This is a genomic window from Tardiphaga sp. 285_C5_N1_2 (assembly GCF_052076065.1).
GTDB classification, from domain to species: Bacteria; Pseudomonadota; Alphaproteobacteria; order Rhizobiales; family Xanthobacteraceae; genus Tardiphaga; species Tardiphaga robiniae.
On sequence record NZ_CP197241.1, the window covers coordinates 3,386,589 to 3,404,011 of the forward strand.

Annotated in this window: 15 protein-coding genes and 1 tRNA gene; 7 read left to right on the forward strand and 9 right to left on the reverse strand. The window is 60.3% G+C overall.

All coding sequences use genetic code 11. The features are described from left to right. Positions 1-11 precede the first annotated feature (11 nt). Complete coding sequence (locus tag AB7951_RS16245) at positions 12-737, reverse strand: spermidine synthase (protein ID WP_199712086.1); 726 nt, start codon at positions 735-737, stop codon at positions 12-14. Positions 738-925: 188 nt separating this feature from the next. Here AB7951_RS16245 and AB7951_RS16250 point away from each other — a divergent pair, with 188 nt between their 5' ends. Then, positions 926-1,123 (forward strand): response regulator, encoded by a 198-nt coding sequence (locus tag AB7951_RS16250; RefSeq protein ID WP_158596832.1) that lies wholly within the window; start codon positions 926-928, stop codon positions 1,121-1,123. On the opposite strand, the gene AB7951_RS16255 is transcribed toward AB7951_RS16250, so the two are convergent. The 3 genes from AB7951_RS16255 to AB7951_RS16265 form a co-directional block, all read right to left on the reverse strand. Then, complete coding sequence (locus AB7951_RS16255) at positions 1,099-1,425, reverse strand: pilus assembly protein PilZ (RefSeq protein ID WP_068730616.1); 327 nt, start codon at positions 1,423-1,425, stop codon at positions 1,099-1,101. The genes AB7951_RS16250 and AB7951_RS16255 overlap by 25 nt on opposite strands. Before the next feature lie 8 nt (positions 1,426-1,433). Then, positions 1,434-2,315 (reverse strand): CheR family methyltransferase, encoded by an 882-nt coding sequence (locus AB7951_RS16260; protein ID WP_120291070.1) that lies wholly within the window; start codon positions 2,313-2,315, stop codon positions 1,434-1,436. Between the two features lie 305 nt (positions 2,316-2,620). Beyond that, entirely contained in the window at positions 2,621-4,312 is a 1,692-nt protein-coding gene (locus tag AB7951_RS16265) for a methyl-accepting chemotaxis protein (RefSeq protein WP_120291068.1), read from the reverse strand. Between the two features lie 1,208 nt (positions 4,313-5,520). On the opposite strand from AB7951_RS16265, the gene AB7951_RS16270 reads away from it, so the two are divergent. From AB7951_RS16270 to AB7951_RS16290, 5 genes are read left to right on the forward strand one after another with little or no spacing between them, the layout of a single operon-like run. Next, complete coding sequence (locus AB7951_RS16270) at positions 5,521-6,660, forward strand: thioesterase domain-containing protein (protein ID WP_120291064.1); 1,140 nt, start codon at positions 5,521-5,523, stop codon at positions 6,658-6,660. Beyond that, entirely contained in the window at positions 6,657-7,664 is a 1,008-nt protein-coding gene (gene nadE / locus AB7951_RS16275) for an NAD(+) synthase (protein ID WP_120291062.1), read from the forward strand. The genes AB7951_RS16270 and nadE overlap by 4 nt, the downstream gene beginning before the upstream one ends. A gap of 5 nt (positions 7,665-7,669) precedes the next feature. Then, complete coding sequence (gene asnB / locus AB7951_RS16280) at positions 7,670-9,700, forward strand: asparagine synthase (glutamine-hydrolyzing) (protein WP_120291060.1); 2,031 nt, start codon at positions 7,670-7,672, stop codon at positions 9,698-9,700. Next, complete coding sequence (locus AB7951_RS16285) at positions 9,700-11,268, forward strand: class I adenylate-forming enzyme family protein (protein WP_439061407.1); 1,569 nt, start codon at positions 9,700-9,702, stop codon at positions 11,266-11,268. The genes asnB and AB7951_RS16285 overlap by 1 nt, the downstream gene beginning before the upstream one ends. Before the next feature lie 38 nt (positions 11,269-11,306). Beyond that, a complete protein-coding gene (locus tag AB7951_RS16290) occupies positions 11,307-11,573 on the forward strand; it encodes an acyl carrier protein (protein ID WP_089267182.1) in 267 nt (88 codons plus the stop codon). Between the two features lie 48 nt (positions 11,574-11,621). On the opposite strand, the gene AB7951_RS16295 is transcribed toward AB7951_RS16290, so the two are convergent. After that, complete coding sequence (locus AB7951_RS16295) at positions 11,622-12,317, reverse strand: N5-glutamine methyltransferase family protein (protein ID WP_439061406.1); 696 nt, start codon at positions 12,315-12,317, stop codon at positions 11,622-11,624. A 393-nt stretch (positions 12,318-12,710) separates the two neighbouring features. Here AB7951_RS16295 and AB7951_RS16300 point away from each other — a divergent pair, with 393 nt between their 5' ends. After that, positions 12,711-13,511, forward strand: coding sequence for a YdcF family protein (locus AB7951_RS16300; RefSeq protein ID WP_089267181.1), 801 nt, complete (start codon positions 12,711-12,713; stop codon positions 13,509-13,511). 187 nt (positions 13,512-13,698) lie between these two features. On the opposite strand, the gene AB7951_RS16305 is transcribed toward AB7951_RS16300, so the two are convergent. From AB7951_RS16305 to AB7951_RS16320, 4 genes are all read right to left on the reverse strand, one after another. After that, positions 13,699-13,772: transfer RNA gene (locus AB7951_RS16305), tRNA-Gln, on the reverse strand. Positions 13,773-13,959: 187 nt separating this feature from the next. Then, positions 13,960-15,381 carry a purine-cytosine permease family protein gene (locus AB7951_RS16310; protein ID WP_439061405.1) on the reverse strand — a complete coding sequence of 474 codons (1,422 nt, stop codon included), beginning with the start codon at positions 15,379-15,381 and terminating at the stop codon, positions 13,960-13,962. A 72-nt stretch (positions 15,382-15,453) separates the two neighbouring features. Then, the gene (locus AB7951_RS16315) at positions 15,454-16,413 is read right to left on the reverse strand and encodes a catechol 2,3-dioxygenase (protein ID WP_068730601.1); all 960 of its coding nucleotides are present in this window, start codon (positions 16,411-16,413) and stop codon (positions 15,454-15,456) included. 152 nt (positions 16,414-16,565) lie between these two features. Further along, positions 16,566-17,414: an ABC transporter substrate-binding protein gene (locus tag AB7951_RS16320; protein WP_439066424.1), complete on the reverse strand. Its 849-nt coding sequence runs from the start codon at positions 17,412-17,414 to the stop codon at positions 16,566-16,568. Positions 17,415-17,423: the final 9 nt, after the last annotated feature.

The following is a 17,423-nucleotide window of genomic DNA, read 5'->3' on the forward strand; positions in this document are numbered from 1 at the left end:
GCAACGGCGCGCTATGCGGCCTCTTCGATCCTGGTGCCGACATAGACGGTGTTGGACACTTCCTCGTCTGCGTTCAGATTGTCGAAGGCCACGACATGCGCGGTGACGGCGCCAAAGACACTCTCCATCACGGCCGTGAATGCAGCTTCTGGTGGGTCGTTCGACCACAGCGCAAACACGCCGCCGGGCTTGAGATGCTCCGACAGACGCTGCAGCCCGGCCGCCGTATAGAGCACGGCATGGCTCGGATGCAGCAGGTTGTCCGGCGCATGGTCGATATCGACCAGTATCGCATCGAAGCGACGATCGGGTTCGTCGGGATCGAGATGACCACCCGTCAAGGTCGCCATCTTGAAGAAATCGCCATGGACGAGACGGCAGCGCCCGTCCGCCGACAATTCGCGGCCGATCGGGATCAGACCGGCCTGATGCCATTCGATCACTTCGGGCAGTGCATCAATGACGACCAGCGAACCGACCTTCTCATGCGCGAGAACGGCCTGCGCAGTGTAGCCCAGACCGAGACCGCCAACGACGACATCCAGCCCGCTGCCGGTTAGTGACGCCAGACCGATATCCGCCAGCGCGATCTCGGCAGCCGTGAATGCGCTCGACATCAGAAATTCGTCGCCGAGCTTGATCTCAAAGATATCGATGTCCGTGCCCGGCTTCCGCCGACGTCGCAGGGTCAGGACACCCATCGGCGTCGGGCGATAATCCAGTTCTTCGAACATCATGCTCATATCCAACCATGTACATGGCGCGTGCAACCCGGCAACAACGAAATGCCCCAAGTGTGCAAATCTGGACAGACACCTCCGGCGAAATGACTAAACACTTGGCGTCGTCGGCGATTCGTCGCGTCATGGTTGCGTGTTGCGTGGAGAGTGACTGCAGGCTCACTCCAGCGCGCGGGGGCGCCGCCATGAAACGCATTCTGGTCGTCGACGACGACCCACTCGTGTCCATGTCCATTAGGCTGACACTGGAACGCGAGGGCTTCGAAACCGTCTCGGCCGATGGTGGCGAGATCGGTCTATTTGTGTTGGAAGATACAAGCTTCGATGTGATGATCATCGATATCTTGATGCCGCATGATCAGGCGTCAGCCATATCGCCGTGATCGCTCTTCGCCGGCGATTTCTTCTTGCTACCTTTGGTGTTCAGGAAGCGAATATCGATCTGCGCACCGTTCACCTTGACCAGTTCGCAGCGGCGATAGGCGAGTCCGGTCGATGACAGCAGCAGGAAGAACTCTTTCAGATTGAGGCCCTCGATGGAGGTCTCGAGTATCAACTCGGCGTCGTGACTCGACACAGCCTTCAACACACAACTGCGCCGCCATGTGCCGTCGATGGCCATGATCCAGACATTGTAGCCGCGCCCGAAAATGACGCGCCCGTTGGTTGCAACTTCTTCTGCCATGACCGCTCCTACGCCCGCATACTGGCGGGAGACGTCTTCAGTCCGGCACCCATGTCGGGCACGATCGATGGCGACGCTTGCGCACTCACCGGCAGATAGACACCGCGACGATTGGAGCAAACCCGATAGCGGTCGGTGAGACCGACCACGGTCTCGGCTGCGCCCAGGAACAGATAGCCGTCAGGTTCGCTGGCTTTTGCAAGCCTGCCGAAGATGTCGGTCTTGGCGGCCTGATCGAAATAGATCAGCACGTTGCGGCAGAAGATGACATCGAACTTGCCAAGATGCGCGTAGTCCTGCAGCAGATTGAACTGCTTGAACTGAACCATCGCGCGGATATCTGCATTGAGCTGCCACGTCGTGCCGGTCTGCTTGAAGTGTTTCACCAGCAACTGGATCGGCAGGCCGCGCTGCACCTCGAACTGGGTGTAGACGCCAGTGCGTGATTTTTCGAGCACTTCGGGCGAGAGATCCGTGGCCACGATCTCGACGCGCCACCCCGTCAGCGCGGCGCCGAGTTCCTTCATGATCATGGCGAGCGAATATGGTTCCTGCCCGGTCGAGCCAGCCGCGCACCAGATCCGCAGACTGCGCTTGCCAGCGCGCGCCTTGATCAGGTCGGGAATAACCGTGTTCTGAAAATGCTCGAACGGTGTCTTGTCGCGAAAGAAGAAGGTCTCGTTGGTGGTCATGGCTTCGACCACATCCGAGATCATCGGCTCGGAACCGGCTTTCATCTTCTGAACGAGTTCGCTGATCCCGGCGACACCGGCCTTGCGCGCCAGCGGCATCAATCTGCTTTCGAGCAGGTACTTCTTGTCGGCCGATAGCACCAATCCGGAACGATCTTTCAGAATCTTCTGCAAATACTCATAATCGATAGGGGTCATGGTCTCTTTCTAAGACGCAACGCCGGTCCAAATAACTTGCAGCGACGACGGTATGCCGCTGCGTGCAAAAAGCGCGTAGTACACGATTGCAGCAAATGACTAAGAGATCGCCAAGACGCCGCAGGACGTTGCGCAGCGCTGGGCACAAAGTTGAGAAGCGCGGCCACATAACCGTTGCACGCGGTAGCCCATAACCTGCGCAAACAGAACAGCGCACCAAGCGAATGGGTGGAAGGCGGCGTCAATTGACAATGAAAAAAGCCGGCGCTTTCGCGCCGGCTTCAATGTCTCGATATCTCGTAGCGTCAGGCTGCGCGTACGGCGTTCAGGAACTTGCTGACCTCGACCTTCAGACGCGTGCTGTCCGAGGACAGCGACTGCGCTGCGGAGAGCACCTGCGAGGATGCCGAGCCGGTCTCGCTGGCGCCACGCTGAACGTCGGTGATGTTCGACGAGACTTGCATGGTACCCTGCGCTGCCTGCTGGACGTTGCGGGAGATTTCCTGGGTCGCAGCGCCCTGCTCTTCCACCGCCGAGGCGATCGTCGAAGCGATCTCGGACATCCGGCCGATGGTGTCCCCGATCTCCTTGATCGCACCAACCGATTCCTGCGTCGCCGCCTGGATGCCGGAGATCTGCGTCGAGATCTCGCCGGTGGCTTTCGCCGTCTGCTCGGCCAGCGCCTTCACTTCCGATGCCACCACCGCGAAGCCACGACCGGCCTCGCCGGCACGCGCTGCTTCGATAGTTGCGTTGAGCGCCAGAAGATTGGTCTGGCCGGCGATGTTGTTGATCAGCTCGACGACGTCACCGATGCGAGCGGCCGCACTGGCCAGCGCGCTGACGCGATCGTTGGTCAGGCGGGCCTGATCGACGGCCTGATTGGCGATGCTGGCCGATTCCTGCACCTGACGGCTGATTTCGTTCACTGACGAGGCCATCTCCTCGGTCGCCGAAGCAACCGACTGCACATTGGTCGAGGCTTCCTCCGAAGCGGCTGCCACGGTCGTTGTCAGCTCCTGCGAACGTTCGGCGGTCGCAGTCAGCGTGCTGGCAGAGGCTTCCAGTTCGGTCGAAGCCGACGACACCGTCTCGACGATCTCGCCGATCATCGTTTCGAATTCGCGGGTGATGCTATCGACGCGGCGACCGCGCTCGATCTTGGCTTCTGCATCGGCTGCTGCTGCTTCGTCCGCCGCACGCTTGTCGATCAGCGCCTGCTTGAAGATCTGCAGCGCGTCTCCCATCGTGCCGATCTCGGTCTTCATGCCCTGATGCGGCACGACCGCGGTCAGATCGCCCTGGCCCAACGCCTGCATCGGCTTGACGATCGATGCGATGCCGCTGGAGACGTCCTTCACAAGATAAATACCAATACCGATGCCGAGCAACGCCGAGACGACGAGGATTGCGACAACCATCATGAAGGCAGCATCGTAATTGGCGAGGGCGTCTGCACCGGCAGTATCGGATCCCCTGAGATTGAGTTCGATGTCCTTGTTCAGAATTTCGTCAGCTTTCAGGCCGATCGGATTCACGGTCTTCGTGTTCAACGCATTGGCTTCCTGTGGCATCTTGCCGGCGCTCTTGCGCGACAGATCCATCACATCGAGCGTGCCCTTCTTGTAGCTGTCCCAGAGCTTGCTCCATTCCTCGTAGAGCGCGCGCTCTTCCGGTGAGGTGATCAGCTTCTCATACTTCGCGCGGATAGCGGTGTTGCTCGCCACCACCGTCTCGAGCGTTTTCTCATTGGCCAGCTTCTCCTCCAACGTCTCGGACAGCATGTGCTGACGGATCACGTTGCGATAGGTGATGACGCCGGAGCGCAGATCGCCGAGGAAACGCACGCTTGGCAGCCAGCTGGTCTGGATATCCACCGCATTGGCGTTGATCGCCTGCATCTTGCGAACTGCGACCAGGCCCAGACCCGTCATCGCAAGCAGCAAAAATGAAAGAACAATGGTGATCTTGGCGCGAATAGACAGGCTGGCGAGCATGACGAAGGGTCCCTCGGTTTTCGACCGTTGGTCCGCAATGTGCGGGGTGTCGTGGAAATGAAGCAGTCAGCAGAGGTGCAATTGGCAGAGCGACGAACACGGGGTTCGATGACTTTCTTGTTATCAAGTCCCGTTCCTGCAATTTGTAGGTATTATGTAAACCGTTGGTAAAGGTGCGACATTCTGGCTGAACAAAATGAACCGCAGCTCTCTTTTTCGATGGCCTGCAATATCAGCCAGTTAGTAACAAGCATCTGAGGTTGATAACCACAAGTTCACTACTTGTGGACGCGCGCCGGCGTAGTGTGGCGACGACGTATGGCCTCCGGGCAAAGCAGCGAATCAAAATCGCAACTTTTGGTTCCAGCCGCCGACATACCGACCTGAAGTTTATCCGTCGCTTGACGCGGAGACGACGCGACGTGTGCGAGCACGACTGAGCTGCTGGCTAGAGAAGCAGGAGCAATCTGGTCCGGATATTTTCCAGTCAGACCCGCCCAACTGCATCTCAATCCGAAGATAGTAGCTGCGCCCCGTGCCGGTTGATTTGGTAGGTCTGGGACGACATGCAGCTGGGACACCGGAACGTCCTCCGATCGCCGGGCAGACTGGCTCTAGGCTGCGCCACAATCTTGATAAGAGTGCGTGCCCCCCCGCAACGGCGGCACAGCAACAGATTGACTGCTGGTAGTTTCGTTGCTCTCACATCGATACCTCCGCGGAGTGAAGTTATCGACTCAAGTCCGGTTGTCTTGCTCCGTTCCACAACTTTTACTATGCGGTACTCCGTTGCAGCGCTCCTGATGATCGCCCGGCAGCTTTCAGAGAGTTCCTTCGCCTCAGCTTGGAGCGGGCCGGTCATGGTGAAGGTGCGGCCCTCAAGCACCTTTCTGAACATGTTCCGGACGACATACTGCACCCAGTCGTCATCACAGCGCTGGGCATTCATATCGAGCTGGTGTTCAGCGCAGCGCCTGGCTTGCTACAGCAACACGGAACCAAGCCGCCTCGATCATCGCGTGCTCGTGAGAATGAGCAGCAATCCCGCCGTGCCCAAAGATGATCGCGGAAATCAATGAAGCTCAGCGGCAGTGCCGCCGCGACATAATGGCACACCGCTGTCCCATCTGTCGGCGACGTCCTTCAAACGCAGGATGTCGAAATTTCCATGCCCGGCGATAACAAGCTTTAGGCTCGGCAGGTGACCTATGGCTCGGACTTATCTCCAACCAGAAGTGGTGGAACGACCGGCCGACCCGTTCGTCAACCAGAGGCTGCGGTCCTCATGGGCGCAGGGACGCGAGCCGACGATCTATCAAATCGTGCGGGATGCCCAGTCCACGAGTTTCAACACCCCCAACATGCCTGGAACCTCGGAGGAAGCCGACGATTTATCAAGGCTGCAGCGGTGCATTCAGGAAATAGAGAGCGCCACCGGGCTGGAGCTCTCGGTCGCACACTTCGCGCTCGATATGACAGCCGCGGAGATGGTCAAGGCGATTGTATCCGGGAAGGCAACCGCCAAAGCCGTGGGCGTGCAAGCCGATCTGCGTCCCATCCTGTTCCTGTTGCCGGGGTCCCTCGGTTACGGTCCGAGCATGGCCGCTTTTGCAGCGGGGCTCGGCAAGATCGCCCGGGTCGTCCCGATCAAATACCCCGACCTGGGGAGCATCCTCGCCGGAAATAACACGGTCGCCTCCATGGCAGATGCGGCGGTGGAGCAAATCCGCCGGAGCCAACCCGTCGGACATGTTCGCCTTCTCGGCCATTCCCTTGGTGGTGTGGTGGCATTCGAAGTTGCGGCGCGGCTGCTGGAAGCACGGCGGTCCATCAAGTTCCTGGGGATTCTCGATACAGCGATTATCAACGAGGGCCGCGATTACCGGGAGACGCTAGCCCGAACGTTGCGGCGGCTCCGCGCCAATCGTGTGAACATTTCGCGAATAGCCTGCCGAGCACTCGCAAAGGTTACGGCAGCAATCGGTGGCGAGGCCCCCCTTACCTGGATGCTTCATCGCTATGCGCGAGGGAAGTTCAACGCCACCTGCTTCCGAATTAGGCTTGAGCTGCAAGAGGTGTTGCGGTCGCGAGCTTTCTACCAATGGCTGGCGTCGCCCAGGCCGTCTTTGCCGATCGGAGCTACACTGTTTCGCTGCAACCGAGATGGAGCGCCGCAATCGCTCGGCTGGGATTGCTCACTCGCAAGCCTGGACGTGATCCCCGTCGCAGGCACGCATATCGAGCTCGTCGTCGAGCCCTACCTCGCCACCAATCTCCCCTTGGTCGAGAGTGCGGTCGTGCAAACCTACACGCCGGCCGAGTTTTGCAAGCGGAAAGCGCTGTCATGACCCTTGCTGCGCACATTCCGACTGCGCGGGAGTTTGGCGATAACGTATTGGCGCTCGATCCCGCTGCCGAAGTCGAGCGGATTGTCGAGGCGCTACGCCAACAGGTCTTGAGCATGTTGGGGCGCCGCGGCGCTGTCGTTGGTCTTTCCGGCGGCATCGACAGCTCCGTCGTCGCGGCGTTGTGCGTGCGTGCATTCGGCAACGACAAGGTCTTGGGCATCTTCATGCCCGAGCACCATTCTTCGGACGATTCGCTGAGGCTCGGCCGCAGCTGGGCGGCACAGCTTGGCATCGACACCGTCTTGGAAGACATATCGCCCGCCCTCGAGGGGCTCGGCGCCTATCGCCGGCAGGTCGAGGCAATCCGAACCGTCGTTCCCGAATATGACGACGGCTGGAAATGCAAGCTGGTGCTACCGTCGGTTTTCGCGAGCAACGGATTGAATATCACCCGTCTCACGGTTCAGAGCCGCGACGGCAGCACCCGCACCGTTCGTCTTTCGTCAAACGCCTATCTCCAGATCGTCGCCGCGACCAATTTCAAGCAGCGCGTCCGCAAGATGACGGAGTATTACCACGCCGACCGCCTCCGATACGCCGTCGCCGGCACACCGAACCGTCTCGAGCACGACCTGGGCTTTTTCGTCAAGCAGGGCGACGGAATTGCTGACGTCATGCCGATCGCCCATCTCTACAAGACGCAGGTCTATCAGCTCGCGGAATATCTCGAGGTCGAGGAGGAGATCCAGCGCAGGCCACCGACCACGGATACGTTCTCGATGCCGCAGAGCCAGGAGGAATTCTATTTTGCGCTGCCTTATCACCAGATGGATCTGTGCCTTTACGCGGTGAATCGCGGGATTCCATCAGACGAGGTCGCAGAGGCTATCGGACTGACAGCAGCCCAGGTCGATTTGGTATTCAGGGATATTGACGCCAAGCGTCGCGTTACGCGCTACCTCCACGCACGACCCCTGCTCGTCGCTCAAGTATTCGAGGACTGACCTGCATGTGCGGTATCGCGGGCATAGTGTCAGTAAGCGCCGCCGCAGGGGCCCCCTCCCGCGAAGCCTTGATGCGCATGCTCGGCGCGCTGGCCCATCGCGGCCCGGACGAGCGCGGCCTATACCGGGACGAACGCGCGGGATTGGCACATGCCCGCTTGTCCATCATCGACATTTCGAGCGGTCAACAGCCTCTCGCGGACGCGAGCGGCACGACGTGGATCGTCTTCAACGGCGAAATCTTCAACTACGTTGAGTTGCGTGAGAAGCTGATCAGGCTTGGCTACAGGTTCCGAACCCGCAGCGACACGGAGGTCATCGTCAACGCCTATCGGGCCTGGGGCGAGGACGCCTTCGAGCGGATGACCGGTCAGTGGGCGCTCGCGATCTGGGACTCGGTAGCCCGTCGTCTGGTGTTGGCGCGCGATCGCACCGGCATTTGCCCTTTGCATTTCTGCGAGCGCGAAGGTCGACTGTATTTCGCCAGCGAAGTGAAGGCCATCTTCGCGGCGGATGCAGCGATTCCCCGCACCTTCGATCCAGTCGGCATCGATCAGACATTCACTCTCTGGACCGTTGTGCCGCCGCAGAGCGTGTTTCAAGGGATCAAGGAGCTCGTCCCGGGACATTTCCGCATTTATGAAAACGGAAACATTCGCGAGAAAGCGTTCTGGAAGCCGCGATATCCCCAACTGTCCAGTTCGCGCGACGGTCAGTTTGCCGGTTCACTCGACGATGCCGTGAAGCAGGTGCGCAGCGCTTTGGAATCCGCGACGTCGCTTCGAATGGTGCGCTCCGACGTAAGCGTCGGCAGCTATTTGTCCGGCGGGCTCGACAGTTCGCTTATTGCGGCAATGGGATGCCACTTTGCCGGCGAACGCTTCCAAACTTTCTCACTGCGTTTCGCTGACGCCGAATATGATGAGACCGACTTCCAGCGACTGGTTGCCCGTGTCACCGGGAGTGAGCACCATGAAGTGGTGGTCTCGCGCAGCGACATCGCCGAGATTTTTCCGCAGGTCATCTATCACACCGAGCGTCCGATCTTGAGAACGGCGCCGGCGCCGTTGTTCCTGCTGTCGCGCCTGGTGCGCGCCTGCGGCGTCAAGGTTGTGCTGTCCGGCGAAGGCGCCGACGAAATGTTTGCCGGCTACGATCTCTTTCGCGAAGGCAAGGTCCGCCGGTTCTGGGGTCGGCAACCCACGTCGACACGCCGCGCGCGGCTGCTTGAGCGTCTCTACCCTTATCTCACACGCTCGCCGGTACGGCAGCAAGCAATGGCCCGGCAGTTTTTTGGGCGCAATCTGTCGGAGCACGCCGCGCCGGGCTTCGCGCATGACACCCGCTGGCGAACGACCAGTGGCATCAAACGACTGTTCTCCAGCGACATGTGCGCGGAGTCGGCAAAGCACGATGCGGTCTCCAATTTGATCGCCAGTCTACCTCCGGAATTCACGCAATGGAGCTCCCTTGCGCAGGATGAATATCTCGAAATCCAGACACTGCTGTCGGGATATCTCCTGTCCTCTCAGGGCGACCGAATGCTCATGGCTCATTCAGTTGAAGGCCGCTTTCCTTTCCTTGACGAGGACGTGGTCGCGCTGGCGAATTCGCTGCCGCCCGCCTACAAGCTCCGCGTCCTTGACGAGAAGCACGTTCTGAAGCGCGTTGCAGAGCCGATCGTGCCGTCGGAGATCATCGCCCGCAAGAAGCAGCCATTCCGCGCGCCCGACGCTCTCTGTTTCGTTGGCCGCGATACGCCCGCCTATATCGACGACGCGCTTTCGGAAACGGCTATTCGCGAAGCAAACGTCTTCGATCCTGACGCGGTCGCGCGCCTGCGGAGCAAGTGCCGGACACAGGCCGCAACCGGCAACGGCGATCTCTCCAACTCCGACAACATGGCGATGGTCGGCGTGCTATCGACCCAGCTCCTGCACCAACAATTCATCGCAAGCCGTCCTGGTGGGCGCCACGCTCTGGAGCTGACCGTCGATATCGATCGCGAGCACCGGGTTGAGGGAGCCCTTTCCTGATGCATGGTCCTGTACCGCTCCTGCACGATTACCTCATCCACTCCGCCCGTCATCTCGGTGGAAAGGTGGCGCTGGTGTGCGGCAAGCATCGCGTCAGCTATGGTGAGATCGAGGCACGCTCCAACGCAATCGCGAATTATCTGGTCGCGAGCGGGGTCGAACGTGGCGATCGGGTGATTATCTTCGCCGACAACACTGTCGAGACCGTCGTCAGTTTCTGGGCCGTGCTGAAAGCGAATGCCGTGGTGTGCATCGTCAATCCGCTCACCAAGCGCGACAAACTTGGCTACCTGCTTCATGATTGCCAGCCGACGGCGCTTATCACAGACAAACATCTCCTCACGATATTCAAGGAGCCTGCGCAGGCATGCCCGTCATTGCGCCGGGTAATCGTTTCCGGGCCCATCGACGATGCCGAGCTGACGGGGCTGCCCCATGCGGTACGCTGGGACGAGGCAGGCGCCGCCAGCCACGACCTAGCTCCGGCGCGCCGCTGCATCGATATCGATCTCGCGGCCATCGTGTACACCTCCGGATCGACGGGCGATCCCAAGGGCGTGATGCTGACGCACCGGAACATGCTGTCCGCGTGCACGTCGATCGCATCATATCTCGCGCTACGCGAAGACGAGGTCATTTTGAATGTCCTGCCACTCGCCTTCGATTACGGCCTGTATCAGATGATCATGGCGTTTCGCACGGGCGCGCGACTGGTCCTCGAACGGTCGTTCGCTTTTCCGGCACAGATTCTCGGGCTTATCGCCGACGAACGGGTGACCGGCCTGCCCGGCGTGCCGACGATCTTCTCAACGCTATCGGGGCTCAAGTCGATCAAGGAGCACGATCTCTCGAGTATCCGCTATGTCACGAACACCGGAGCTGCACTGCCGATGAAGCACATTCGTCTGCTGCAGGATCTATTCCCGGATGCCCGCATTTATTCCATGTACGGCCTCACTGAATGCAAGCGCTGCACCTTTCTGCCCCCGGAGGATATCGATCGAAAGCCGCTCAGCGTCGGGATCGCCATCCCGAATACCGAGATGTGGATTGTCGACGAGCGCGACAGACGCGTGGGCCCCGACGTGGTCGGTCAGCTTGTCATTCGCGGCGCGACGGTGATGCGAGGCTATTGGGGCAAGCCAGAGGCCACGGCCAGGAAACTCAAGGCCGGTCCGCTGCCAGGCGAGCAGGTACTGTACACCGGTGACTACTGCCGGATGGACGCGGAAGGCTACCTCTACTTCGTTGGCCGCAGCGACGAGATCATAAAGTCCCGAGGCGAGAAGATCGCTCCCAAGGAAGTGGAGAACGTGCTGATGGATATTCCGGGCGTGAGGGAAGCCGCGGTGATTGGCGTTCCCGACGAGCTCCTCGGGCAGGCGGTTAAAGCGTTTGTCGTTATCGAACAGGGAACAACACTGAGCGAGAAGCAGATTCAGAAAGAGTGCCAGCGACGCCTCGAAAGCTTCATGGTGCCGAAGTGTATTGTGATCGTGCCCAGCCTGCCGCGAACGAATACAGCAAAACTCAACAAGAGAGCACTGCAGGCGTCGATTTCCGAATGATCCGATCGTGACTTTTCTTTACGCATTGGAGTTGAAACATGTTGCTAGTCAGGGAACCACTCGAGACCTATCGAAGGCAAGTTCGCGATTTCTTGCTGTCGAACTTCTACATTGCTGAAGCCAACTCGCTTGAGGTCGACACATCGCTGCTCGATCAAGGCATCATCGACTCGACGGGAGTGCTCGAGGTCATCGGGTTCATCGAGGAGACCTTCGGCATCACGGTCGAAGATAGCGAGCTCTTGCCTGAGAACCTGGATTCCATCGAGGGAATTTCACGCTTCGTCATGAGCAAGAAGAGCTGATGCTTGTCTGCAGCGTCCAAACCGCGTCACGAACGCCACCGTAGCGGTTCAGGTTGTTGCGCCTTTGCGGTATCCCATAACGACGCGGCCTTCGCCCGTTTCATTCGTCACCACGCCGATGCTCTCGTAGCTCTTGTTGCGCTCAAGAAGGGTTGTCACCTGCCGCTCCTGACCGGCGCCGACCTCGAACAGGAGGATGCCGCCCGGCCGCAAATATCGGACTGCGTCCTTCGTAACCCGCATATGGATGCTAAGTCCGTAAGGACCGGCTGCGAATGCCTCACGTGGTTCGAGTTCGAGCAAGGGGGCCCGGTCGCCTCTGAGCCGCGTTTCCGAAATATAGGGTGGGTTGCAGACGATCAGGTCGATGGTCCCATCCAGCGACAGACCTGAAAAAGCGTCGAACAGATCGCCCTGAAACACCGACATGCGTTGCGTGAGTCCGTGATAGGCGACATTGCGACGTGCGACAGTGACACATCCATCGGTTAGATCGCTCGCCCAGACGCTTGCGTCGGGGGTCTGGAGCGCGATGGCGCATGCCAGATTGCCTGCGCCACAGCACATGTCGATCACCCGCGGCTCCGCCACGTTTAACTGACGCAGAGCATCGACAGCGCTCGCGCAAAGCAATTCGGTTTCCGGCCGGGGGACGAGCGCACCGGGCGCGACCAGCAGCTCTATTCCCATAAACAGAGTACGTCCCTCATCGTAAGCTTTGGCGACGTTGATCACTTCGCTCATTGCGGTCACCCTGCCTGGACGTTGCGCGACAACTGTTGCATGCGGCGTGATCATGCACCGGACAGAACCATGCCCTGTCCATGTGGCAATGGCGGTAGTCACAATGAGGTAGATGGGCCGATAGCGGCAATGCAGTTGTTTTCGGCAGCGCTCCTTACGCATTTTGGCGATGCGGCAACCCACCGGCTGCATGGTCATCCGACGACGCAGACCTCGCTCTGACTTCGGCCAGTTCGAGGCTGAGTGGTATTTGTCTGTTCTGCTTTCGAGTTCTTATGAACGGGGCCGCGGCGATCCGGCTCCCTGTCCGGCGAGCTAACGATTCGTGGCGATGGCTTCGTTGGCCGTTTGCTGCTATGGCGCTCTTGGTACCAACGGGGCTGAGGCCTTAAGTTGTTTTTTTTATTGTCCAAGACTCTTGGCAACGCGCTCGCGCCGGTCAATTTCCTGGTCGGCCTCGGTGTGCTCGGCGCGATCCTTTCGGCAACACGGCTTTCTTCGCTTGGCCGCGGGCTTATGATCACAGCCGCCGTGCTGCTTGTGGTGGCCGCGTTTTCACCGGCTGGAAGATTGCTGCTCTATCCGCTTGAATCGCGCTTCCCGCCCTGGGATGCGGGACAGCGTGCGCCTGACGGCATCATCGTGCTCGGCGGCTCGATCGACGCCGATGTTTCACTTGCGCGCGACACGCCAGTTGTCCGTCGCTCGCCCGACCGCATCATCGCAGCCGCAGCGCTGGCGCGACAGTATCCGAACGCACGCGTGGTGTTCACCGGCGGCAGTCCGAGACTGGTATCGGATGCCAGGGAGGCCGATTACGCCGCCGCGCTCTTCGAAAGCCTTGGAGTCGACAAATCGCGATTGATCATGGAGCGGCAATCGCGCAACACGCATGAGAACGCCGAGTTCACCAAGGCGCTCGTGGCGCCGAAGCCGGGCGAGCGCTGGGTTCTGGTGACATCAGCGTTCCATATGCCGCGATCGATTGGCCTGTTTCGCAAAGCCGGATTTCCGGTCGAGGCTTATCCAGTCGACTGGTGGGTCGGCGGTCGGCGCGCCGCACTTTCCTTCACCACCCTCGCCCTTGACGGGCTGTCGCGGACCGACATTGCGGTGCGCGAATGGTTCGGGCTCATTGCCTATCGAGTCACGGGGCGGATCGATGACTTGCTGCCGGGGCCCGATGCACATTGATTCTCCGGGCCCGAGATAAGGCAAGCGCCGCAGGCCGTCGGAAGCCAAAAGCCATGTATGGCCACGCCGCCGCAGGTACCGACCGGACGCCATTCGAGCCTCGTGTGGGCCATTGTTGTGGACCACCGGATTTTCTCGAAACGGCTGCGGGTTAGAAGTCTTTGATCTGCGAAGGGAAATTCGAGTGTGGCTGGGGAACTAGGATTCGAACCTAGACAAACAGAGTCAGAGTCTGTTGTGCTACCGTTACACCATTCCCCAAACGATTCAGAGACTTACGGAAAAATCCAGTCTGGAATCGGTCGGAACAGAGATGCTCATCTCGTTCGGGCGCGTTCTAGCCCGTCCGCCGGACAAAGCGCAAGGCCTCTGGACGGAAATGACAGCTCATTGACACCACTGGCAATGGACAGGCCACACAAGGCGCGGCCTGACCGGTCGCCTCGCCCTATTCGCCCGGCCCCCCGACCGGAATGCCCATCGGTTCCGGCGCCAGACGCCTGCTAAGCGCCAGATAGACACCGCCGCCCACCACGATGCCCGCCAGCCAGCTCAGATCGGCGCCGCCCAGAAGGTTGATCGAGATCGGCCCCTGCAACGCGGGCACCAGGCCATCCTGGAACAGCCAGGTGGCGATCAGGCCGGCGAAGAACGCGATCATGCCGCTCCAGTTGATATCGCCATAGATGCTGGTCTCCGGCGACTTGTAGAGTTCGGCGATATCGATCTGGCTCTTCCGCCTGACGAAGAAGTCGGCCAACACCACCCCCGCATAGGGGCTCATCCACATCAGCAGGCTGATCAGCCAGTTGTCGAAGGCCTTCGCAAAGGACGGCGCGAAGATGAAATACACCGTCACCGCATAGCCCGCGATGCCAACGATCAGCGCCAGCGCCGTGCGCGAGAAGCGGACACCCATGCTGAGCGCCGCCAGCGCCGACGAATAGACGTTGAGGATATTGGTGGCGATCGGCCCGTGCAGCACCAGCAGCAGCACGAGAATGCTGGCGACGCCGCCGAACACCGCCGAGACCATCTTCGCTGGATCGGTGTCGAGCGTCACCGACGCGATGGTGGCACCGAGAATAGCCAGCCACACCGACGGCACGAACATGCCGACATAGCTGTACCAGAACACGGCCTTTGACGAGGTCGAGCGCGGCACGAAGCGCGAATAGTCCGACGCCCAGGTCACCCACGAAATGCCCCAACCGACGCCAACGGCGGTCATCAGCAGCGACAGCATCGCCAGATGCGGCCCCGGCGGCAGCGACGTGGTGTGATTCCAGTTGACGACCCCGGGCTGGCTCCAGGCCAGCACGCTCATCAGCACCATTATCACCACCGTGACCGGCACGGTGTATTTCTCGAAGGTGCGGATCGCATAGAAACCATAGGTGCCGATCACCACCTGCGTGACCATCACGATGGTGATCACAACGAGATTGGCGAACCAGCTATCCGCGATGCCGAACTGGCCGAGAATGGCCATCGAGATCTTGACCGGGAAATAGGTGTTCACGCCGATCCAGCCGAGCGTCATCAGGAACATCAACAGGCTCGGCAAATAGGCGCCGCGGCGCCCGAAGGCCGACCGCGCGAGTACCATCTGGTTGACGCCGGTCTTGTGGCCCATGACCGTGAAGGCGGCGAAGATCGCGGAGCCCGCCGCATTGCCGATGACGATGACCGCGATGGTTTCCCACAGACCGAGCTTGAGAATGATACCAAGCGCGCCGAGCGCCCAGTTCACGGGCGCAATATTGGCGCCGGCCCAGATCCACATCTGCTGCGGCCCGGTGGAATCCCGGTCGGCATCAGGGATCGGTTCGATACTGTGGATGTCTGCCCGCAACTCAGAGTTAGTCATGCTCGCCCCCACGTCAGAAACAACCTGAGGTCAACAAAGCAAGACGCGTACCAATCCCGGCAGCGCGGCTTGCTACTTGTGGGGCACCGGCGGCGTGCCGTGGGTGTGGAATGACTCGATGGTCTTGAGGCCCCAGGCTTGGCCCTTCTTGCGCTCCTCCTCGGTCCAGACGATGGGCTTCCAGTCCGGCGCCAGGATCAGCCGTGCGCCGGCATTGGCGACTTCGACGCGGTTGCCGCCGGGCTCGTAGACATAGAGGAAGAAGGTCTGCTGGATCGCGTGCTTGTGCGGACCAGTCTCGATGAACACGCCGTTTTCCAGAAAGATATCAGCCGCGCGCAGAATGTCTTCGCGGCTGTCCAGCGCGTAGGTGACATGGTGGAAGCGTCCCTTGGTGCCGGAGTGATCGCGCGAATAGGCGAAGTCGTAGCTCTTGTTCGACATGGTCATCCACATCGCCGCTTCCGTGCCGTCATTGAGCACGATCTGCTCGGTCAGCCGGAGCCCCATATAGTGCTCGAAAAACTCGCGATTGGCCTTGATGTCCACCGCGAGGCAGTTGAGGTGATCGAGCCGCCGCACATTGATGCCCCGCGCCGGATAGCGCTGCGCCTGATTTTTAAGCGCCGGCTTGAGTTCCGGCGGCGCCTCGTACCATTCGGTCTCGTAATAGAGTTCGACGATGTGCCCGTCGGGATCGCGGCAGCGAAATGCCGGCCCGTGGCCGAGATCGCCGTCGGTCCAGCCGATATCGTAGCCGGAGCCTTTCAGCGCCGCCACGCGGCGCTCCAGCGCCTGTGGGCTGCGGGCCCGCAGCGCCATATGCTCCATGCCCGACGTGTTCGACGCCGTCAGCTTCAGCGAATAGCGCTCATAGTCATCCCAGCCGCGCAGATAGACTGACTCGCCTTGCCGTCCGCTGACGGTCATGCCCATCACGTCGACGAAGAATTTCAGGCTCTCGTCCGGCTTCGGCGTCAGCAGTTCAAGATGGCCGAGATGGGCGAGATCGAAGATGGGTTCGGGAGTCATTGGTCGTTTCCTCCAGTATTCTAGTCGAGCTTACTCGATCCCCTCATGGTGAAGAGCGCGTCTTCGCGCGTCTCGAACCATGAGGAATTGGGCGCTCATCCTTCGAGACGCGGTCGAAGACGACCGCTCCTCAGGATGAGGGCGACGGCGCGCTATCGCAGCGCGCGCGTCACGTCGTCGAACAGCTCATCAACGCTGAACCTGCGCGGGATCAGCGCCTGTTGCGCAGAATAGTCTGTAATGAGAGCCAGCGAACGATTCATGGCATCCGCATCGAAAGACAGGCTCTTGCCTGCTGCCGCCGCCCTGCTCGCCTCCAGCATACGGTGGACTTCGCGCACCACATCGGGGCGCGTATCGGACAATTGCTTGCTGACCACCACCATGTGGTTGATCGGTGCCACGCCATGCCTGGCCAGCCAGGCTTTCTCTGCAGCAGCCACGTCTGGGAACAACTGCGCCACCCGTGGATCGTCGCTCTTCTCGCCGAGCACGGCGTCCAGTTCACCGTCGAACAACATCTGCATGATCGCCTTGCCGGCAGGCGCCTTGGTGGTGCTGTCGACATATTCGGCGACATGCGGATCCTCGAAGGTGATCCATTCAATCGCGTCGAGATTGACGCCGTAGTCATTGGCGAGCATACCGCGCAGCCACGCGCCCGTCGTCGTCGTAAACGATCGAATGCCGACGCGCTTGCCTTCAAGATCCTTAGGTCCGGCAACACCAGCCCCGGGGCTGGTGACCGCAAAGCCAAATTGATGCCGCGCCATCATCACATCAGGCAGCAGCACCATCGGCTTGTCATAGCTCCTGGCCATCAGATAGGTGACGATAGCCATTTCAGCGACGTCGAAAGCGCCGTCGCGCACCATGGGCTTGAAGCCCTTGTTGGTGGGCTTGTAGTCCGCGAAGTCCAGTTCGACGAGATCAGAGATGATCGCGCCGGATTTCAGCGCGGCCGTATGCGGGTGATCGCCGAGCAGAATACGGAGCCGCATGCCAGCCTC